The 18,767-nt window shown below is 67.1% G+C and carries 20 protein-coding genes; 6 read left to right on the forward strand and 14 right to left on the reverse strand.

Annotated elements, in window-relative coordinates:
* Positions 1-2: 2 nt before the first annotated feature.
* Positions 3-1,370 (forward strand): acetyl-CoA carboxylase biotin carboxylase subunit, encoded by a 1,368-nt coding sequence (accC, locus tag ACZ75I_RS17635; RefSeq protein ID WP_014648613.1) that lies wholly within the window; start codon positions 3-5, stop codon positions 1,368-1,370.
* Between the two features lie 130 nt (positions 1,371-1,500).
* Here the strand turns inward: accC and ACZ75I_RS17640 are convergent, their stop codons facing one another.
* Both ACZ75I_RS17640 and ACZ75I_RS17645 read right to left on the reverse strand, forming a co-directional pair.
* Positions 1,501-1,875, reverse strand: coding sequence for a hypothetical protein (locus ACZ75I_RS17640; protein ID WP_061478164.1), 375 nt, complete (start codon positions 1,873-1,875; stop codon positions 1,501-1,503).
* Positions 1,872-2,837, reverse strand: coding sequence for a hypothetical protein (locus tag ACZ75I_RS17645; RefSeq protein WP_065178827.1), 966 nt, complete (start codon positions 2,835-2,837; stop codon positions 1,872-1,874). The genes ACZ75I_RS17640 and ACZ75I_RS17645 overlap by 4 nt, the downstream gene beginning before the upstream one ends.
* 164 nt (positions 2,838-3,001) lie before the next feature.
* On the opposite strand from ACZ75I_RS17645, the gene prmA reads away from it, so the two are divergent.
* From prmA to fis, 3 genes are all read left to right on the forward strand, one after another.
* A complete protein-coding gene (gene prmA, locus ACZ75I_RS17650; RefSeq protein WP_346476397.1) occupies positions 3,002-3,922 on the forward strand; it encodes a 50S ribosomal protein L11 methyltransferase in 921 nt (306 codons plus the stop codon).
* Between the two features lie 42 nt (positions 3,923-3,964).
* On the forward strand, positions 3,965-4,732 hold the full coding sequence (locus ACZ75I_RS17655) for a DUF3426 domain-containing protein (RefSeq protein ID WP_472958417.1): 768 nt from the start codon (positions 3,965-3,967) through the stop codon (positions 4,730-4,732).
* 115 nt (positions 4,733-4,847) lie between these two features.
* Positions 4,848-5,123, forward strand: coding sequence for a DNA-binding transcriptional regulator Fis (fis, locus tag ACZ75I_RS17660; RefSeq protein WP_005419706.1), 276 nt, complete (start codon positions 4,848-4,850; stop codon positions 5,121-5,123).
* 95 nt (positions 5,124-5,218) lie between these two features.
* Here the strand turns inward: fis and ACZ75I_RS17665 are convergent, their stop codons facing one another.
* Genes ACZ75I_RS17665 through ACZ75I_RS17690 form a run of 6 tightly spaced genes read right to left on the reverse strand, consistent with a single transcriptional unit; the run spans position 5,219 to position 11,019 of the window.
* Entirely contained in the window at positions 5,219-6,214 is a 996-nt protein-coding gene (locus ACZ75I_RS17665; RefSeq protein ID WP_061478167.1) for a phosphatidate cytidylyltransferase, read from the reverse strand.
* Positions 6,211-6,840 (reverse strand): lysophospholipid acyltransferase family protein, encoded by a 630-nt coding sequence (locus ACZ75I_RS17670; RefSeq protein WP_005419712.1) that lies wholly within the window; start codon positions 6,838-6,840, stop codon positions 6,211-6,213. Before ACZ75I_RS17670 ends, ACZ75I_RS17665 begins: the two co-directional genes overlap by 4 nt.
* A gap of 13 nt (positions 6,841-6,853) precedes the next feature.
* Positions 6,854-7,291: a hypothetical protein gene (locus tag ACZ75I_RS17675; protein WP_472958420.1), complete on the reverse strand. Its 438-nt coding sequence runs from the start codon at positions 7,289-7,291 to the stop codon at positions 6,854-6,856.
* Positions 7,288-8,616, reverse strand: coding sequence for a phosphatase PAP2/dual specificity phosphatase family protein (locus tag ACZ75I_RS17680; protein WP_180868817.1), 1,329 nt, complete (start codon positions 8,614-8,616; stop codon positions 7,288-7,290). Before ACZ75I_RS17680 ends, ACZ75I_RS17675 begins: the two co-directional genes overlap by 4 nt.
* A complete protein-coding gene (locus ACZ75I_RS17685; RefSeq protein ID WP_472958422.1) occupies positions 8,616-10,367 on the reverse strand; it encodes a bifunctional alpha/beta hydrolase/class I SAM-dependent methyltransferase in 1,752 nt (583 codons plus the stop codon). Before ACZ75I_RS17685 ends, ACZ75I_RS17680 begins: the two co-directional genes overlap by 1 nt.
* Before the next feature lie 34 nt (positions 10,368-10,401).
* Complete coding sequence (locus ACZ75I_RS17690) at positions 10,402-11,019, reverse strand: CDP-alcohol phosphatidyltransferase family protein (RefSeq protein ID WP_180868815.1); 618 nt, start codon at positions 11,017-11,019, stop codon at positions 10,402-10,404.
* A 206-nt stretch (positions 11,020-11,225) separates the two neighbouring features.
* On the opposite strand from ACZ75I_RS17690, the gene purH reads away from it, so the two are divergent.
* The gene (gene purH / locus ACZ75I_RS17695; RefSeq protein ID WP_472958424.1) at positions 11,226-12,809 is read left to right on the forward strand and encodes a bifunctional phosphoribosylaminoimidazolecarboxamide formyltransferase/IMP cyclohydrolase; all 1,584 of its coding nucleotides are present in this window, start codon (positions 11,226-11,228) and stop codon (positions 12,807-12,809) included.
* 61 nt (positions 12,810-12,870) lie between these two features.
* Positions 12,871-14,154 carry a phosphoribosylamine--glycine ligase gene (purD, locus tag ACZ75I_RS17700; RefSeq protein WP_472958426.1) on the forward strand — a complete coding sequence of 428 codons (1,284 nt, stop codon included), beginning with the start codon at positions 12,871-12,873 and terminating at the stop codon, positions 14,152-14,154.
* 76 nt (positions 14,155-14,230) lie between these two features.
* On the opposite strand, the gene ACZ75I_RS17705 is transcribed toward purD, so the two are convergent.
* From ACZ75I_RS17705 to ftsX, 6 genes are all read right to left on the reverse strand, one after another.
* Positions 14,231-14,563, reverse strand: a complete 333-nt coding sequence (locus ACZ75I_RS17705; protein WP_111200459.1) for a helix-turn-helix domain-containing protein — start codon at positions 14,561-14,563, stop codon at positions 14,231-14,233.
* Positions 14,547-14,936, reverse strand: coding sequence for a type II toxin-antitoxin system RelE/ParE family toxin (locus ACZ75I_RS17710; RefSeq protein WP_100064745.1), 390 nt, complete (start codon positions 14,934-14,936; stop codon positions 14,547-14,549). Before ACZ75I_RS17710 ends, ACZ75I_RS17705 begins: the two co-directional genes overlap by 17 nt.
* Before the next feature lie 169 nt (positions 14,937-15,105).
* Positions 15,106-15,981 (reverse strand): RNA polymerase sigma factor RpoH, encoded by an 876-nt coding sequence (rpoH, locus tag ACZ75I_RS17715; RefSeq protein ID WP_005411269.1) that lies wholly within the window; start codon positions 15,979-15,981, stop codon positions 15,106-15,108.
* A 278-nt stretch (positions 15,982-16,259) separates the two neighbouring features.
* On the reverse strand, positions 16,260-16,973 hold the full coding sequence (gene ung, locus ACZ75I_RS17720) for a uracil-DNA glycosylase (protein ID WP_346476366.1): 714 nt from the start codon (positions 16,971-16,973) through the stop codon (positions 16,260-16,262).
* Complete coding sequence (locus ACZ75I_RS17725) at positions 16,970-17,812, reverse strand: response regulator (protein ID WP_005411271.1); 843 nt, start codon at positions 17,810-17,812, stop codon at positions 16,970-16,972. Before ACZ75I_RS17725 ends, ung begins: the two co-directional genes overlap by 4 nt.
* 7 nt (positions 17,813-17,819) lie before the next feature.
* The gene (gene ftsX / locus ACZ75I_RS17730; RefSeq protein ID WP_061478174.1) at positions 17,820-18,767 is read right to left on the reverse strand and encodes a permease-like cell division protein FtsX; all 948 of its coding nucleotides are present in this window, start codon (positions 18,765-18,767) and stop codon (positions 17,820-17,822) included.

Genomic DNA, 18,767 nt, shown 5'->3' on the forward strand with positions numbered 1-18,767 from the left:
CCATGCTCGACAAAGTCGTCATCGCCAACCGAGGGGAGATCGCGCTGCGCATCCTGCGCGCGTGCCACACCCTCGGCATCCGCACGGTGGCCGTGCATTCCACGGTCGACCGCAACCTCAAGCACGTGGCCATGGCCGACGAGTCGGTCTGCATCGGTCCGGCGCCGTCGCCGCAGAGCTACCTCAACATCCCGGCACTGATCGCCGCCGCTGAAGTCACCGACGCCCAGGCCATCCACCCGGGCTACGGCTTCCTGTCGGAGAACGCCGACTTCGCCGAGCGCGTGGAAGAGTCGGGCTTCATCTTCATCGGCCCCAAGGCTGACACCATCCGCATGATGGGTGACAAGGTCGAAGCCATCCGCGCGATGAAGGCCGCCGGCGTGCCGTGCGTGCCCGGCTCGGGCGGCCCGCTGGGCGAGGACATCGTCGCCAACACCAAGATCGCCCGTGAGATCGGTTATCCGGTCATCATCAAGGCGGCCGGCGGTGGCGGTGGCCGTGGCATGCGCGTCGTGCACGCCGAAGCCTCGCTCAAGACCTCGATCGAAACCACCAAGAGCGAGGCCAAGGCCGCGTTCGGCAATGGCGAGGTCTACATGGAGAAGTTCCTGGAGAACCCGCGCCACGTGGAGATCCAGGTGCTGGCCGACGGCCAGGGCAACGCCATCCACCTCGGCGAACGCGACTGCTCGATGCAGCGCCGCCACCAGAAGGTGGTGGAAGAAGCACCGGCACCGGGCATCACCGCCGAACAGCGCGAGCAGATCGGCAAGGTGTGCGTGGAAGCCTGCATCCGCATCGGTTATCGCGGCGCCGGCACCTTCGAGTTCCTGTACGAGGACGGCCGCTTCTACTTCATCGAAATGAACACCCGCATCCAGGTGGAGCATCCGGTCACCGAAATGGTCACCGGCATCGACCTGGTGGCCGAGCAGCTGAAGATCGCCGCTGGCCAGAAGCTGTCGATCAAGCAGAGCGACGTGGTGCTGACCGGCCATGCCATCGAATGCCGTATCAACGCCGAAGACGCTGAGACCTTCGTGCCGAGCCCGGGCACCATCACCGGCTTCCATCCGCCGGGGGGTCCCGGCGTGCGCGTGGATACCCACATCTACAGTGGCTATCGCGTGCCGTCCAACTACGACTCGATGATCGGCAAGCTGATCGTGCACGGCCCGGACCGCGAAACCGCCATCGCCCGCATGCGGGTGGCGCTGAGCGAGATGGTGGTCGATGGCATCAAGACCAACATCGCCCTGCAGCAGCGGATCATGCGCGACAAGGGCTTCCAGGCCGGTGGACAGAACATCCACTACCTGGAAAAGCGCCTTGCCGAGCGCAAGAACAAGCCGATCGCGCTGACCTGATCGTCACCCGATGCTGGACATGGAAAGGGCGGGGATATCCCCGCCCTTTTTTTGTTGCTGTAGAGCCGAGCCCATGCTCGGCTTGCTGGAAAGCTCAGCCGAGCGTGGGCTCGGCTCTACAGCCGGCGCATCAGCGCTTGTCGGCCACGTCGGCCGGAATCTGCGAATTGGCCAGCGGCCGCACGCCATTGGGCGAGGTCGGATCGACGATCACCATGGTCTCGGTCGAGCCATCCGGCCACACTACCTGGAAGGTGCTGCCAGCCGGCAGTGAAGCGAACGGCATTCCGGTCTGCGCGCGATAGACCGCAGCGACCTGGCTGGCGCCGGCGCGGCGCACGTCTTCCTGCGCCTTCACCGTGGTCAGTTCCACCTTCGACAGATGCCGGTACCGATCCTCGTAGGTATCGATCATCAGCAGGCCGACCGCACCGGCAGAGTAGGCCACGAACAGCACCACCCAAAACCAGAACTTGGCCCCATGCAGGAATCGACGGTAATTCATCGCCCGTCCCTCTTTCCAATCAATCGCTTGATCCATTCCTTCATTTTCCCAGCACCTTGCCGCGATACCGCAGCGTCATACACGAAATCCCGGAAATCCTGCGCTCCATCCTGCGAACAGATCCCTCCGTTCGCACAAAAACTGTTGACCAGCACGCTGTCCGCTCCACACGGTAGACCGAGTTCGCAGGCCGCCAGCCGCCATGCAAGCTCACTGAGCTGTTCGCCCGCCACCAGGCCGTCGAGTGCGCTGTCACCGGCGGCACGCACGCCCATGCCCGGCGCGATCGCCATATAGGCCTCCGGGTCACGCGAAGTGCGCACGCGCTCGACCAGGTCGCGGCGGTACTCGGCACTGTCATGCAACGGCTCACCCTCGGCGAACAACGATGCTTCTGCGGCGAGGTTGCCCTGCGCGGCCGCCTTGCGGCGTTCGGCCAGCACCAGCGCAGCGCCCAGCTTGTCGCCCGGAACGAAGCCGCCACACCGCTGCGCCACGCGCTCGCGGGCCTCGATCATCGCCGGCGCCGCGGTCAGGCCCAACCCGCTCAACACGTTGTTGTCCAAGCGGTAGCCACCCGGATCGAGTGCGTACTGCGCGCAATAGTCATACACGCGGCTGAGCATCCAGCGCGCTTCATGGTTACCTGTATCGGCCTGCACGCGCAGTCGCTGGGCGTAGGCGTACAGATCGCTGGCATCTTCGATGTCAGCGCGGAGGTCCAGCGGCAGGCCCGACGGCAGCGTGTTGCCGCGCTCGACGGTGGCCAGCCGGCGCGCCAGGGCTTCCGGCACCACCGGCAACGCCGCTCCGCTGTCGCGGCTGGCCACGACGGTCGGCAGGTCCGGTGACGGTGATGCCACGCCCGCCGCATGGCCGCTGGCCCGGTACCCGGCCACGCCCAGCACGGCCACCGCCGGCAGCACGAGCAACCAGGTTTTCAGGGTCGGGGCGAAAGCCATCGGCGGCGGTGAGCGTTCACGGCGCACAGGAAAGTGCCGAGTTTAGCAAGGCCCGGCAGGCCTGTCTGAACTGCCCCCGTTCATCTCAAGATGGCATCTCACGCGATACGGAGACGCTCCGATGGTCTAGCATGGCCCCCTTTCCCGTGATTGCCCCCACCGCCATGCCGTTCCTGGAACTGACCCTGCGCTGCACCGAAGCCACCCAGCCCCGCTATGAAAATGCGCTGGAGGACGTCGGCGCACTGGCCGTGACCCTGCTCGATGCCGAAGCCGACACCAGCAACGAACAGGCCATCCTCGAACCCGGCGTGGGTGAAACGCCGCTGTGGGACACCCTGGTGCTGAGCGCACTGTTCCCCGCCGACAGCAATGCGCTTTTGCTGCTGGCCGCGCTGGAATCGTTCGATCCGGAACTGGACTGGAGCAACGGCAGTTTCCGCGCCGTCGAGGATGAAGACTGGGAACGCGCCTGGCTGGACCAGTTCCAGCCGATGGATTTCGGCAGCCGTACCTGGATCGTGCCGTGGAACCATGAACTGCCGGACGCCGCGCAGGCCGCCGATGCCGCCGTGGTGCGGCTGGACCCGGGCCTGGCCTTCGGCTCGGGCACCCACCCGACCACCGCCCTGTGCCTGCGCTGGCTGGACCAGCTGGCCGTGGACGGCCAGTTGCAGGGCCAGCGCGTGCTCGACTTCGGCTGCGGCTCGGGCATCCTCGCCCTGGCCGCGCTGAAGCTGGGTGCCGCCGAAGCGGTCGGCGTGGACAACGATCCACAGGCGCTGGTCGCCACCGCCGACAATGCCGAGCGCAACGGCGAGCAGGCGCGCATGCACGTGTACCTGCCGCAGGACGAACCGGTCGCCACCTACCCGATCGTGATCGCCAACATCCTTGCCTCGGCACTGGACGCGTTGGCCGAGCTGCTGGCCGCGCGCGTCGCTGCCGGCGGCCGCATCGCCCTGTCCGGCATCCTGCATGGCCAGGAAGGCGAACTGCTGCAGCGCTACGCCGCGTGGTTCGACGACCTGCAGGCGACCCAGGATGGCGACTGGATGCGCATCACCGGCATACGCCGCGCCTGATCGTGATTGAATGACCGCTGGATCCGAGCCCGCACCCTGAGCATGTCCGAGCCGAACCCGCCGCGCCGCCCTTTGGCCACCTTCCTGCGCCCCACGTCGGAAGGCGAGGCTGCACCTGCGACCGATTCACGCACGCCCGACCCGGCGATGCAGGACATCCCGCCAGCCCAAGCCCGCGCCCCCCTCGAAGCGGCGCTGCCACCGATGGCGGAAACGCGACCGAGCGATGACATCGTCAACCCCGACGAAGCGGCCGTGATCGAACCCGTCCTTGCCGCTCCGGCTCCGCAGGCCGTGGCCGGAGATGCACCCAGTTTCCTGGGCACCTCGCGGCCACGCGCACTGCCGACGCCACGCTGGCACTGGGGGCTGGTCGCCGGACTGGCACTGCTGCTGGTCCTGCAGAGCGTGCTGGCCGATCGTGCGCGACTGGCCGCCGACGCCGGCAACCGCGCCTGGCTGGGCGCACTGTGCGGCGTATTGCGCTGCAGCCTGCCGGCCTGGCATGAACCCACCGCGTTCACCATGACCAGCCGCGAGATCCGCCCGCTGCCGGGCCAGGCCGGCGTACTGCAGGTGCAGGCCAGCATCCGCAACGATGCGCGCTGGGCACAGGCCTGGCCGGATCTGCGCCTGTCGCTGTCCGATGCCGATGGCCGGGTGATCGGCAGCGGCGTGTTCGCACCGGCGCAGTACCTCGGCGAGAACCCCGGCGCGGCCGTGCTGGAACCGGGCCAGAGTGCACGCATTGCGTTCCGCGTGCAGGAACCCGCCGCATCCACCGTCGCATTCACCTTCGACTTCCTCTGAGCAGGATAGAGGCGACCAGCCGTGGCAGGTCGGGCACGCTCGCGCTAGACTGGCCGCCACCACCTCGTCCGGCCGCGCGCTCCGCGCGCACGGGCCAACCGAATCGGGAATCCCCTTGAACGCTGTCCTCTCTCGTCCTGACAACAGTCGTGGCGCTCCCAGGCCACCGCTGCGTGAACACGTCGCCCAGTCCGTGCGCCGCTACCTGCGTGACCTTGATGGCTGCGACGCGGACGATGTCTACGAGATCGTGCTGCGCGAGATGGAAATCCCGCTGTTCGTGGAAGTGCTCAACCACTGCGAAGGCAACCAGAGCCGCGCCGCGGCGATGCTGGGCATCCACCGCGCCACCCTGCGCAAGAAGCTGAAGGAATACGGCATCAGCGCGTAAGCGCGCGTGGGCAGTGCCGGCCGCTGGCCGGCAACCCCATGAACGATGGCAGGACCGGTGGATCCACGCCATGCGTGGATGGAAGCCCGGCAGAATCAGCCGCCTCCGCCCGCCTTCCAGTAGTACCTCACCACATGGAAGAACACGGGCGCGGCGAAGCACACCGAATCCAGCCGGTCGAGCATGCCGCCATGGCCCTCGATCATGTGGCCCCAGTCCTTGATGCCACGGTCGCGCTTGATCGCCGACATCACCAGGCCGCCCCAGAACCCCATCAGGTTGATCAGCAGCGACAGGCCGAACGCCTGCAGCGGCGTGAACGGGGTGATCCACCACAGCGCCGCTCCCAGCGCGCTGGCACTCAGCACGCCGCCCACGAAGCCCTCCACCGTCTTCGACGGCGACAGCTTCGGGGCGATCAGGTGCCGGCCCAGCAGCTTGCCCCAGATGTACTGCAGCACATCCGAGGACTGCACCACGATCACCAGGAAGGCAAACAGCAGCACGTTGCGCGCCGGGTCATGCCCAGGCACATGCAGGTTGAGCAGCAGCGGCACATGCGAGATGCAGAACACGCAGATCATCAGCCCCCACTGCACCTTCGCCGTCCGCTCCAGGTAGTGCGTGGTATCGCCACCGATGGTGGACAGGATCGGCAGGAACAGGAACGCGTAGACCGGAATCAGCAGCGTGTACATGCCGTACCAGTCGATCCACACCAGGTAGTACTGCCACGGCAGCACGATGTAGAACGCGGCCAGCAGCGCGTAGTAGTCGCCCGAGCGGGTCGGTGCCAGAGTGATGAACTCGCGCAGCGCGAACAGCGAGATGATCGCAAACAGTACGATCACCCCGGCGCGACCGAAGAACAGCGCCAGCCCGACCACGATCGCCATCACCCACCAGGCGCGGATGCGCGACACCAGGTTGGCGATCACCGCACTGGGCTGCCCACGCTGCCGCCAGCGCAGGGTCTCGGCCACCAGCGTGGCCAGCACCAGCACCGCGCCGACGCCGGCAAACAGCAGGCCGGTCTGCTGGCCCACGCTGCGCGCGGCCAGGTCGCCGGACACGTCCATCAGATAGCTCATGCGCGCCCTCCATTCGGCGCCAGGTCCAGCAGCGCCTGCCGGCTGCGGGCCAGGAATGCGGCCTTGTCCTCGTCGGCCTGCAGCCGCAGCGGCGTGCCGAAGGTAGCCGTGCACAGCAGCGGCAGCGGCAGGAACCGGCCCTTCGGCATCACCCGCTTCAGGTTGTCGATCCACACCGGCACGAACTCCAGCTCCGGCCGTTGCCGCGCCAGGTGGTAGATGCCGCTCTTGAACGGCAGCAGCGGCTCATCGCCCACATTGCGCGTGCCTTCCGGGAACAGGATCAGCGAGCACTCTTCGTCGACCGCATCGCGCAGCACCTGCAACGGGTCCTGCTGGCGATGCCCGGCCTCACGCTCTACCAGTACACCGTTGAATACCGCATCGATCAGGTAGCGGCGCAGGCCGTCGCGCTGCCAGTATTCGGCGGCGGCCACCGGGCGTACCTGTCGCCGCAGCGCGGGCGGCATCGACGACCAGATCAGCACGAAGTCACCATGGCTGGCGTGGTTGCCGTAGTACACGCGGCGCTCGCTGGACGGCGCACAGCCGATCCACAGCGCACGGGCGCCGGTCACCACGTGGATCGCGCCACTGCAGGCGCGTGCAATCAGTTCGGCGAACATCGGCCCCTCCCGTTCACGTCTGCGGCCACATTACGGCCAGCACCAGTAGTGCGGCCTGCACTGCTGTCAGCAGGTACTGGCGCAGCAGCAGCCGGCGCATGCCGGCCCAACGCACGTCCCAGCCGCGCAGCGGCGCATCGGCCGGTGTGCGGCGCAGGCCACTGTCCTGCAGCAGCTGGTCGGTACGGCGTGCAGCGGCTTCGCCGTCCAGGCCTTCATCGCGCAACAGCTGCAGCAGGCTCGCGTCCAGCCCGACCCGCCATGCATGGTAGGCCTGCATGAGCCCAGCGCCCACACTGAGCAGCAACAGCCCGGCGGCGATCATCGCCAGCCCCGGTTCGATGCCCAGCAGCAGCAGCGCCACCAGCAGCAGCCCCAGTGACAGCAGCGCGGGCCAGCGTCCCTGGCGCAGCAGCAGCTGCATGGTCGCCAGATCGGGAACGGCACTCATGCGCGTCCTCCAGCCGCTGCGGTGATGGCTTGCAGATGCTCCGGGCCCAGCACGATGCCGGGGCGTGCCGCACGCACGATGGCGACCGCCGCCTCGACTTCCGCGGCACGGCCCGTGCGCAGCAGCCACGTCGCCACGCTGGCGGCACTGCGTGAGTAACCCAATGCGCAGCACACCAGCAGCGGCCCCTGTACCCGCAGCCGTTCGATGGCCTCGGCCGCCTCGCGCAACTGGTGCGGCGTGGGCACCACCAGATCCAGCATCGGCACGCTGGCATACGCCGCGCCCGGCGCGCGGCAGGACAGCTCGGCGCAGGCATCGACCACGCCCACCAAAGGTGCCGGCAATACCGTGCAGGGAATCCGGCCCAGCCACACGCCGTCCAGCACCGGCACCGGCTGCGGCGAACGCCGTGTCCACAGCCGCGAGTTGATCCAGGCGGCGCCCAGGTACGGTGCCAGCAGCCAGCGTGCCGCCATGCTCAAGCGACCATCGGCGTGCTTCTGGAACACCGCCGTACCCAGACCGGCATAGGCCAGCGCCACCAGCAGCAGCGACACCACCGGCCACAGCAACCACAACGCCGTACCCCGCAGCAGGACCACCGGCACCAGCAGCACAGCGGCCCCCAGCAGGTACAGCGCAGCCAATCGCCACCGCTTGGCATGCCGCGCGATGCGCCAGGCCCGCAGCGGTGGCGTGCCCTGCTCCGGCCACAACCACACGCACAGCCAGCCGGCCAGCAGGCCGGTCGGGATGTCGATGAAATGATGCTGGAACGTGGTCAGCACCGAGACACCGATCAGCAGCGCCCACACATGCAGTACCCAGCGCCAGGCACCGTGCAGGTACTGCGCGAACTTCACCCACAGCACGATCAGCAGCACGATGTGCAGCGATGGCGCCTGGTTGAACGGCTTGTCGAAACCCAGCAGCACATCGAACAGCCAGCCGAACACGCCGCCGATCTCCGGCCGCTCGAAACTGAAGCGCAGCGGCCACAGCAGGAAACAGGTCACCGCGATCAGCTGTGCACTGAACAGCCGCAATGCGTGCCGGTCCAGTTCGAGGCGCTGCCGGCACAGGAAGAACGAGATTGCGTAGAACAGGTCGATCGACCAGTACGGCACGATCGTCCATGGCACGAACGGAATCTGCGTTTCCCAGCCGAACGCCATCACCGGCAGTTCGGCGTGGCGGCCGGCCATCCAGTTGGCGAAGCCGTAGCTGGCAAAGAAGAACGGGCCCAGCAGGGCCAGCCACAGCAGCGCGCGCCGCCAGGGGCGCCCCGCCGTGGCAAGCGGAGTTGCAGCCAGCGTCGCCATCATGCGGTCCGGCGTGCCAGCGACACAGTGAAGATGCCGAAGTCATCGATGCGCTGCGCCACTTTCTCGAACCCGGCCAGGCGCACCAGTTCATCCATTTCCTGCTGGGTGCGGCGGCGCATCACCCAAGCAGCGCCACCACGATGACTGGTCAGCGCGCGGGCGATGAACTCCAGCTGCGGGTGCCAGGGCTGGCCGGTGTAGGCCAGGTAGCCACCCACCGGCACCGTTGCGGCGATGCCCTGCAGCGAGCGCAGCACGGCGTCGTTGTCGGGGAACAGTTCGTAAAGGCCCGATACCACCGCCAGCGTCGGCGCCGGGTCGACCTGCGCCAGCTGCACCGGATCGAACGCATCGCCCTGTTCGAAACGGGCGATGTCGGACGCACCGAGGCGCTTGATCAACGCCTGGCCCTGGGTCACGTTCAGACCGCTGAAGTCGCGCAGCACGATGCGCTCGGCGCGTTGCTCGCCCTGGCCCAGCGCTTCCAGTACATAACGGCCATGGCCAGCGGCCACGTCCAGCACGCGCACCGGCATGCCCTGCCCGCGCAGGCGCTGGGCGGCATCGCGCAGCAGTTCCTGCAGGTGCCGACCGCGAATGCGGATGCCGCGCCAGCCGATCGCATCCAGGTAGTTGCGGTCGACCAGGCGACCCAACGGGCCCTTGCCACGTGCTTCGTCGCGATAGATGTAGTCCAGCGTGCTGCCCGAATCGAAACCGGTCTGCAGGCCCAGTGCAATGCCTTCGGACAGTCTGCCGCCAAAGCGCAGGCCACCGCGCACCACGCGCCAGCGCAGATCGGCCAGGCTGTTGCGCTCGGGCGGCCAGGCCAGGATTTCAGACTCTTCAAATGTCGGCCCATGGCGGTGCGCATCGCGGCGCGACAGCTCGCGCAACGGCTCGGCGAAACGCGCCTGGATGAAGCTGCGGATGCGCGCCAGTGCCGGTGCCCGATCACGCTCGCCCAGCGTGTCGTGGAAGAAGCCCGGCAGATGCACGCGCTCCTTGATCGGGCTGGACAGGCGCTCGTAGAAGCGGTCCTGCGGGCCACGGTGCACGACGAAGTCCGAGCCGGACACCAGCAGCTGCACCGGCACGCTGATCGCCTGCGCATCGGCGACGATGCGATCGGCCGCCTCGTACAGGCCCAGCAGCACCCGGACCGAGATTGGCCGGGTGATCAGCGGATCGGTGCGGTAGCTTTCCACCCGCGCCGGATCGTGGGTCAGCCATTGCGGCTTGACGTAACTGTTGACGAAGAAGTTGCCGCGCAGCTTCTGCATCAAGGCCAGGCCCGGGCGTGCGAACGGCACGTACAGCTTCACCTTGAACGCCGGCGAGGCCATCACCAGCGCGCGCAGGCGTGGCGCGTAGTCGTGCACCCAGGTGGCGGCGACCACGGCACCCACGCTCTGCGCGATCACCACGATGTCTTCCACCGCGATCCCATGCTCGGCGCCGATGTGGGCGATGAAGCTGTCCAGGTCGCGCACCAGCGCCGGAAAGCCCGGTGCATCGCCACGCGCGCCCGGCGAACGGCCATTGCCGCGCGCATCCCAGGCGAAGAAGGCGGTGTCAGGCAGGTCCAGCTCATCGACCAGATGGGTAACACGCCCGGAGTGCTCGTGCCCGCGGTGCAGCAGCACGATGGCCCGGGTGGCCGGGGTGGCGGTGGTGCCGGCCCAGTACCGGTAGAACAGCGGTACCTGGTCGAAGCTGTGGAATTCCCGTTCCTGCGCCTGACGCATGCAATCTCCTGATTGTCTTTTTGTATCTGCTTGATTAATTCGGCGAAACCGCCGCTTCCCGCAGTCCGCGACGGACCCGGTTGATCATCGTCAGCACGCACAACACTGCCATGGCTGCAGCCACGCCGCTGACCGTCAGTGCACCGCCCCAGCCGAAGGCCAGCAGCAAGCCCAGCGCACCGATCACGAAGGCGCGGTCGCTCTTGCCCATCGGGCCGTCATAGCGGCGGCTGGCACCGACCATCAGCCCCAGCACGCCGGCGTACTCGCTCACCGCCGCCGTCCAGGCCAGCAGCCACAGCGCCTCCGGGCGCACGCCGGGTACGCTGAGCAGGCTCAGGTACAGCGCCGCATCGGCGATCACATCGCACAATTCGTTCAGATAGGCGCCCAGCCGCGATTGCTGGCCGAATTCGCGGGCCAGCATGCCGTCCACCGCGTTGAGCGCCATGCGCAGCAGCATCCACAACGGCAGCAGCAGGTACAGCCATGGCTGGGCCGGTGCGCAGCACCAGACGGCGCCGGCCACCAGCAGCGAGACCACGGCAGCGGCCACGGTCACCGCATTGGCGGTGATCCCCATGCGGTACAGGCCGCGTACGGCCGGACGCAGGAGGTCCTGAAAACGTCCTTTCAATGCATAGATCGACACGATCCGAACCCGCTGATCCTTGGCAGTTCCCGCACAGCCTACCCGATTGGGGCCGCGCGCCCCATCGAATTGATTGCGGCCCCCCCGGCCAGACGGTGCTGAAGGCGGCCACAGGCCATCGGTGCGGGTTGATTACCACCACCAGCGCCCGCCACCGGCCCCCACCGCCTACAATATCGGCCCCGCTCCGCTGCCGATTCCGTCCCATGACTGCTGATCTGTTGCCCGTCCGCCGGGCCCTCCTCTCCGTTTCCGACAAGACCGGTCTGGTCGAGCTGGCCACTGCGCTGGCGGCACGCGGCGTGGAGCTGCTGTCCACCGGCGGCACCGCCAAGGCGATCCGCGAGGCGGGCCTGGCCGTGAAGGACGTGGCCGAGGTCACCGGTTTCCCGGAAATGATGGACGGCCGGGTCAAGACCCTGCACCCGATGGTGCACGGCGGCCTGCTGGGCCGCTCCGGCCTGGATGACGCGGTGATGGCCGAGCACGGCATCGGCGCCATCGACCTGCTGGTGCTGAACCTGTACCCGTTCGAATCGGTCACCGCCAAGGCCGACTGCACCCTGGCCGACGCGGTCGAGAACATCGACATCGGCGGCCCGGCCATGCTGCGTTCGGCGGCCAAGAACTTCGCCCGCGTGGCAGTGGCCACCGACCCGTCGCAGTACCCCGAGCTGCTGGCCTCGCTGGAGGCCAACAACGGCCAGCTGACGGCTGCCACCCGCTTCGCGTTCTCGGTGGCCGCGTTCAACCGCGTCGCCCAGTACGATGCGGCGATCAGCAACTACCTGTCGGCGGTCACCGCCACCGACGCCGCCGTGCCGGCCCGTGCCGAATACCCGGCGCAGATGAACTCCACCTTCGTGAAGGTGATGGACCTGCGCTACGGCGAGAACCCGCACCAGAGCGGCGCGTTCTACCGCGACCTGCACCCGGTCCCGGGCACGCTGGCCACCTTCCAGCAGCTGCAGGGCAAGGAGCTGAGCTACAACAACCTGGCCGATGCCGATGCGGCGTGGGAATGCGTGCGCCAGTTCGATGCGCCGGCCTGCGTCATCGTCAAGCACGCCAACCCGTGCGGCGTGGCCGTCGGTGCCGGCAACGGCGATGCCTACGAGCTGGCCTACGCCACCGACCCGACCAGCGCGTTCGGCGGCATCATCGCCTTCAACAAGCCGCTGGACGCCGCCACCGCCAAGGTGATCCTGGACCGCCAGTTCGTGGAAGTGCTGATTGCCCCGGACTACGAGCCGGCCGCGCTGGAGTACGCGCAGAAGAAGGCCAACGTACGCGTGCTGCGCATCCCGCATGGCAACGGCCTGAACAACTTCGACAGCAAGCGCGTCGGCTCGGGCCTGCTGCTGCAGTCGTCAGACAACCGCGGCATGACCCGCGACGAGCTGAAGGTGGTCAGCAAGCTGGCGCCGACCGACAAGCAGTTCACCGACCTGCTGTTTGCCTGGAAGGTGGCCAAGTTCGTGAAGTCCAACGCGATCGTCTATGCCAAGGACAACCGCACCATCGGTGTCGGCGCCGGCCAGATGAGCCGCGTGTACTCGGCCCGCATCGCCGGCATCAAGGCCGCCGACGCGAACCTGGTGGTCGAGGGTTCGGTGATGGCCTCCGATGCGTTCTTCCCGTTCCGCGACGGCATCGATGCCGCCGCTGCCGCCGGCATCAAGGCGGTCATCCAGCCGGGCGGTTCGATGCGCGATGCCGAAGTGATCGCCGCCGCCGACGAACATGGCCTGGCCATGGTGTTCACCGGCGTGCGCCACTTCCGCCACTGATCCGCATCACCAAGCCGGGCCCTGCCCGGCTTTTCTTTTCCGTATCCGAGAACCCTGTCCCATGAAGATCCTCGTCATCGGCTCTGGCGGCCGCGAACACGCCCTGGCATGGAAGCTGGCCCAGTCCTCCCGTGTCACCGACGTGATCGTGGCGCCCGGCAACGCCGGTACCGCCAGCGAAGACAAGTGCCGCAACGTGGCGGTGAAGGTGACCGATATCGACGGCCTGCTGGCGCTGGCCCAGGCCGAAGGCGTGGCGTTGACCGTGGTCGGCCCGGAAGTACCGCTGGTGGCCGGCGTGGTCGACCGCTTCCGCGCCGCCGGCCTGCGCATCTTCGGGCCGACCGCCGCCGCCGCGCAGCTGGAAGGCAGCAAGGCCTACGCCAAGGATTTCCTGGCCCGCCACAACATCCCCACCGCGTTCTATGCCGTGCACACCGACGTGGACGCTGCCCTGGCCTACATCCGCGAGAAGGGTGCACCGATCGTGGTCAAGGCCGATGGCCTGGCCGCCGGCAAGGGCGTGATCGTCGCAATGACATTGGCCGAGGCCGAGGACGCGGTGCGTGACATGCTCTCCGGCAACGCGTTCGGCGATGCCGGTGCGCGCGTGGTGATCGAGGAATTCCTCGACGGCGAGGAAGCCAGCTTCATTTCGATGGTGGACGGCGTGCATGCGCTGCCGATGGCGACCTCGCAGGACCACAAGCGCGTCGGCGATGGCGACACCGGCCCGAACACGGGTGGCATGGGCGCGTACTCACCGGCGCCGGTGGTCACCCCGGAGGTGCATGCACGCGTGATGCGCGAAGTGGTGAACCCGACCGTGCAGGGCATGATCGCCGACGGAATCCCGTTCACCGGTTTCCTCTACGCCGGCCTGATGATCGATGCCAGCGGCGCGCCGAAGGTGATCGAATTCAACGTGCGCTTCGGCGATCCGGAAACCCAGCCGGTGATGCTGCGCCTGCAGTCGGACCTGGTCGAGCTGGTGGAAGCGGCGATTGATGGCCGCCTGGACCAGGTAGAAGCGCAGTGGGATGCGCGCCCGTCACTGGGCGTGGTGCTGGCGGCGAAACCTTACCCGGAAGCGCCGATCACCGGTGACGTGATTTCCGGCCTGGCGGATGTGCCGGCCAGTGCCAAGGTGTTCCATGCCGGTACGGCACTGGATGCGCAGGGCCAGGTGGTCAGTGCCGGTGGCCGCGTGCTGTGCGTGGCGGCACTGGGCGACAGCGTGCGCGACGCGCAGGCCAATGCCTATGCCGGCGTCGCCAAGGTGACCTGGGCCAACGAATTCCACCGCAACGACATCGGCTGGCGCGCGATCGCACGCGAGGGGTGAGGCTCCCCCGCTCCCATGCATGGCGCGGATTGAATACCACGGTAAAGCAAAGGCCCGGCATTGCCGGGCCTTTGCTCTACAGGACTGCTTCGAGACCCTTCCGATCAATCAGGTTAAGCAACTTCAGTGACGGTCCGCTGGGTTTCTTTTCGCCCTGCTCCCAGCTGCGTACGGTGGAAACGCTGGTATTGAGAACCCCCGCAAAGACCGGCTGACTGAGCTGCAGTGACCTACGCAGGGCACGGATCTGGGCACTGCTGTACTCAGGGACCGGCTCCAGGCAAAGTGCTTCGTAGCTGCTCAACCGACGTTTATCGATGAAGCCATGCGCATGCAGACTCACAGCAGCATCATGCACCGCTTCAAGAAGCGCACTTTTCGCGCGCCGTCGCTCAGGGGTCTTCGTCATGGCCGATCTCCTGTAGATCCCCGTACTCCACGGCGCGATTCAGCTGCGCCGTACTCATTCTCAGGAACTCCGATGCGTACAACTGCAGCGCATCCCGTTCCGCATTCGTGATCGCAGCACGTTCATTCTTCTCGTAGCCGAAAAGGAAGAACCAATGCCCGCCTCGCTGTGTGGCGACGATGATTCGAACGCTCCCACGCTTTCCTCGCCCCGGCAACGGAACGCGCTTCTTGAAGATTCCGCCGCCAAGATCAGCATCCACCAGACCCGCTTCCATTTCACGTACCGACCGGTACAGCGCAGCGTCGGACAGGGTGGTCCTACGCATACTGCGATTGAAACTTCGTGTGCGGAAGACGCGTGGCATGATCATACCGTGCCACTGCGTGGTACGGCGTGAACATCAGCATCCAGCACATGGCCCGGTCGGCACAATCACCGCTCTGGCGTCAGAGTAGAGCCACGCCATGCGTGGCTAAGCCCCACAAACGAAAAAGGCCCGGCAGTGCCGGGCCTTTTCATTGCTTCAACGCCATCCCGCCTTACGCGGTGAACAGCGCCTTCATCTTCTTCAGCGCGTTCGCCTCGACCTGGCGGATGCGCTCGGCGGACACGCCATACTCGTCGGCCAGCTCCTGCAGCGTCACCTTGCTGTCGGCATCCAGCCAGCGACGACGGATGATGTCGCGCGAACGCGCATCCAGTTCGGCCAGGCCTTCGCGCAGCAGCTGCATCTGGTTGTCTTCGCTGTCCTCGCGCTCGTAGGCCATCGACGGGTCTTCGTCATCGGCAACCAGGAACGCAGCCGGCGACGGCGGGGCGTGCTCGTTGTCCTCATCGGTCGGCGCATCGAAACCGATATCGCGACCGGACAGGCGCGATTCCATTTCCATGACCTCGCGCTCGGACACGTTCAGGTCCTTGGCCACCGCGCTGACTTCCGCCGCGTTCATCCAGCCCAGGCGCGTCTTCGACTTGCGCAGGTTGAAGAACAGCTTGCGCTGCGCCTTGGTGGTGGCGACCTTCACGATGCGCCAGTTCTTCAGGATGAACTCGTGCATTTCGGCACGGATCCAGTGCACGGCGAAGGAGACCAGGCGCACGCCCATGTCCGGGTCGAAGCGCTTGACCGCCTTCATCAGGCCGATGTTGCCTTCCTGGATCAGGTCGCCCAGCGCGAGGCCGTAGCCGTTGTAGCCACGGGCCACGTGCACCACGAAGCGCAGGTGCGAATGCACCAGCTCGCGGGCGGCGTCCAGATCGTTGCCGTCGCGGAAGCGACGGGCCAGGTCCTGTTCGTCATCGACCGACAGCACCGGGATCTGGTGCACGGCACCGATGTAGGCGTCCAGCGAACCGAGCGCACTGGGAATCGGGAGATTGTTTGCCACAAGGGCAGTAGAGGTGTTCTGGCTCATAGGCACCCATCTTAGCAGTCCGGGATTTGGACTGCTAAAGGAGGAAAAAGTTCCAGCATCCTATTGATGCAACACTGGTCCCAAACAGAGCCCTACCGTAGCGCGATTTGATGACAGTGGCGAGCACGCTTTTCGGGATTCACAATCCCTTGGAATTCAAGCAATTACCCGGCGGAAACCGGCCGATTTCAGTCAAGCGGAGCTGAACGGGCCGCTCTGAAGGCCCATTCAGCGCCGAAGACGTTGCCCAGTGTTCAGGCCCGGCAGCCCGCCGGTGCTCAAAGCGCCGAACGCGGCGGCAGCGACCAGTCGATCGGGGCCTGGCCGCGACGCTGCAGGTACTCGTTGGCCATCGAGAAATGCTGGCAGCCGAGGAAGCCACGATGGGCCGACAGCGGCGACGGGTGCGGCGATTTCAGCACGCGATGGCGTCGGGTGTCGATGACCTTGCCCTTCTGCTGCGCATAGGCGCCCCACAGCATGAACACCAGGCCTTCGCGTTCGCGGTTGAGCACGTCCACCACGTGATCGGTGAAGCCCTCCCAGCCACGTCCCTGGTGGGCACCAGCCTTGCCCTCTTCCACCGTCAGCACGGCATTGAGCAGCAGCACCCCACGTTGCGCCCACGGAATCAGGCAGCCGTGGTCCGGGCGCGGGATGCCGAGATCGCTCTCGATCTCCTTGTAGATGTTCAGCAGCGACGGCGGCACCGGCACGCCCGGCGGCACCGAGAAACTCAGGCCATGCGCCTGGCCGCGGCCGTGGTACGGGTCCTGCCCGAGGATCACCACCTTCACCTGCTCGAACGGCGTGGCGTCGAACGCGGCGAAGATCTGCGGGCCGGGCGGGAACACCGCCGCGCCACTGGCCTTGCGTTGGCGCAGGAAGCTGGACAGCTCGCGCATCTGCGGCTGCAGCAGGTAATCGCCGACATGCTGCTTCCAGCTCGGTTCCAGCTGGATCGTCGGGGTGTCGGCTACTTCATCCATCATCGGATCAGGGGTCCATCGTTCAATCGCGCGAGGCGCAGCTGGAACAGCACCTTGGTGACCAGCAGCCGCTCTTCGATCGGCTTGAGCACCAGGTCATTGGCACCGGACTGCAGCAGCCCGGTCTGGTTGTGCGGGTTGCCGTCACCGGTCATCACCAGCACCGGCAGGCGGCGCTTGCCGTAACCGAAGTCCACGCGCACGCGCTGCACCACGTCGCGCCCGCTCAGTTCTCCCTTCAGGGTGACATCGGTCAGCACCAGGTCGATGCGGTGGCGGCTGCGGCCCAGCGACTCGGCAGTGAGCAGGGTGAATGCCTCTTCGGCGCTGACCACGTGCAGTACGTTCAACTGCTGCCGCTCAAGCATGCGCTTGGTGGCCTCGGCCACCACCCGGCTGTCCTCGATGTAGAGGATGGTGGCACCGGGGATGGTCTGCGGCTGCACATAGCCACGGATGAAGGTCGCCAGTGCCTCGTGGCCCAGCGCCTTGTCGAAATAGTCGGTGACGTACTCGGTGAAGCGACGCTGCTCCAGGTGCTGCTGGGCATCGCCGGACACAACGATCACCGGCACATAGGCCTGGCCGGCGGCTTCGCGCACCATCCGCGCCAGCGCCAGGCCGTCGCCATCGCGCAGGGTCAGCGAGGTCGTCACCAGGTCCACCGGGCCCTGCGCCAGCGCCTGCTGCGCATCCTCGATGCTGTCGCAGCCGATCACCTCCACGCCCGGCAGGTCACGCTGCAGGACATCGGCGATCAGCTTGCGGACCAGCTTCGAACCATCGACCACCATCACCCGCGTCGCGGGCCCTTCAAGGTGCTTCAGCGCTTGCGGTTGCATGCCGGTCTCAGGTGTCGGTCGGACGGGTCTGGCGGAGGAAGTGGCCGGTCACCAGCCAGGCGCCCAGCCAGCCCAGCAGCAGCGTGCCGACCAGGACCAGGCCGCCGTGCAGCAGGTCCAAGCCATGCAGCACGAACGGGCTGCCGTAGCTGCGCGAGAGTTCGGCCAGCGGCACGCGCAGGGCGGCACCGGCGGCGCCGATCAGGGCCAGCGCTACCGCGCCGGCGCCCAGCCCGTACCACGCGCCCAGGTACAGGAACGGGCGGCGGATGAAGCCATCGCTCGCGCCGAGCAGCTGCAGCACGCCGATCTCTTCGCGACGGGCCTGGATGTCAAGGCGCACGGTGTTGCCGACCACCAGCGCGGCGCCCACGCCGAGCAGCACCGACAGCACCTGCACCAGGCGTGCACCGAACGCCAGCCAGGCGTCCAGGCGCTGGCGCCACAACGCATCGTGCTGCACCAGATCGGCCTCGGGCAGGCTTTCCAGCGCGCGCGCCAGGCGTGCGTCGTCCTTGCCCTGGCCCGGGGTGATCACCAGCAGCGAGGGCAACGGATTGTCGTTGAGCGCATCGATCGCCTCACCGAGGCCGGCATCGCGCAGTTCCTGCAGGCCCTGCTCGGGTGTGCGCACATTCACCTCGGCCACGTCATCGCGGTCGCGCAGCTGGCCGGCCAGGCGAAGCGCACCGGGACCATCGACGTTGCCCTTCAGGAACACGTTGATGTCGCGCGACTGCTGCACGCTGCCGGCGAACTGCTTGAGGTTGTCCAGCGCGATCGACAGCCCCAGCGGCAACGCCAGCGCCAGCGCCATGACCATCACGGTCAGCAGGGTCGCCCACGGCTTGCGGCAGGCGCGGCCCAGGCTGAACACCACGCTGTGCACGTGGTGCTGGAACCAGACGCCCACGCGCGACGGGGCGGCGGCTTCGCTGTTTTCGTTCTTCGCCAT

The sequence above is a fragment of the Stenotrophomonas sp. X genome (assembly GCF_055721025.1).

Excerpts from the sequence above, each read along its gene's own strand:
- accC (WP_014648613.1), top strand. The coding sequence starts at position 3 with ATGCTCGACAAAGTCGTCATCGCCAACCGAGGGGAGATCGCGCTGCGC.
- ACZ75I_RS17640 (WP_061478164.1), bottom strand. The coding sequence starts at position 1,875 with ATGAATTACCGTCGATTCCTGCATGGGGCCAAGTTCTGGTTTTGGGTG.
- ACZ75I_RS17645 (WP_065178827.1), bottom strand. The coding sequence starts at position 2,837 with ATGGCTTTCGCCCCGACCCTGAAAACCTGGTTGCTCGTGCTGCCGGCG.
- prmA (WP_346476397.1), top strand. The coding sequence starts at position 3,002 with ATGCCGTTCCTGGAACTGACCCTGCGCTGCACCGAAGCCACCCAGCCC.
- ACZ75I_RS17655 (WP_472958417.1), top strand. The coding sequence starts at position 3,965 with ATGTCCGAGCCGAACCCGCCGCGCCGCCCTTTGGCCACCTTCCTGCGC.
- ACZ75I_RS17665 (WP_061478167.1), bottom strand. The coding sequence starts at position 6,214 with ATGAGCTATCTGATGGACGTGTCCGGCGACCTGGCCGCGCGCAGCGTG.
- ACZ75I_RS17670 (WP_005419712.1), bottom strand. The coding sequence starts at position 6,840 with ATGTTCGCCGAACTGATTGCACGCGCCTGCAGTGGCGCGATCCACGTG.
- ACZ75I_RS17675 (WP_472958420.1), bottom strand. The coding sequence starts at position 7,291 with ATGAGTGCCGTTCCCGATCTGGCGACCATGCAGCTGCTGCTGCGCCAG.
- ACZ75I_RS17680 (WP_180868817.1), bottom strand. The coding sequence starts at position 8,616 with ATGGCGACGCTGGCTGCAACTCCGCTTGCCACGGCGGGGCGCCCCTGG.
- ACZ75I_RS17685 (WP_472958422.1), bottom strand. The coding sequence starts at position 10,367 with ATGCGTCAGGCGCAGGAACGGGAATTCCACAGCTTCGACCAGGTACCG.
- purH (WP_472958424.1), top strand. The coding sequence starts at position 11,226 with ATGACTGCTGATCTGTTGCCCGTCCGCCGGGCCCTCCTCTCCGTTTCC.
- purD (WP_472958426.1), top strand. The coding sequence starts at position 12,871 with ATGAAGATCCTCGTCATCGGCTCTGGCGGCCGCGAACACGCCCTGGCA.
- ACZ75I_RS17705 (WP_111200459.1), bottom strand. The coding sequence starts at position 14,563 with ATGACGAAGACCCCTGAGCGACGGCGCGCGAAAAGTGCGCTTCTTGAA.
- ACZ75I_RS17710 (WP_100064745.1), bottom strand. The coding sequence starts at position 14,936 with ATGATCATGCCACGCGTCTTCCGCACACGAAGTTTCAATCGCAGTATG.
- rpoH (WP_005411269.1), bottom strand. The coding sequence starts at position 15,981 with ATGAGCCAGAACACCTCTACTGCCCTTGTGGCAAACAATCTCCCGATT.
- ung (WP_346476366.1), bottom strand. The coding sequence starts at position 16,973 with ATGATGGATGAAGTAGCCGACACCCCGACGATCCAGCTGGAACCGAGC.
- ACZ75I_RS17725 (WP_005411271.1), bottom strand. The coding sequence starts at position 17,812 with ATGCAACCGCAAGCGCTGAAGCACCTTGAAGGGCCCGCGACGCGGGTG.
- ftsX (WP_061478174.1), bottom strand. The coding sequence starts at position 18,767 with ATGGCGAAGAACGAAAACAGCGAAGCCGCCGCCCCGTCGCGCGTGGGC.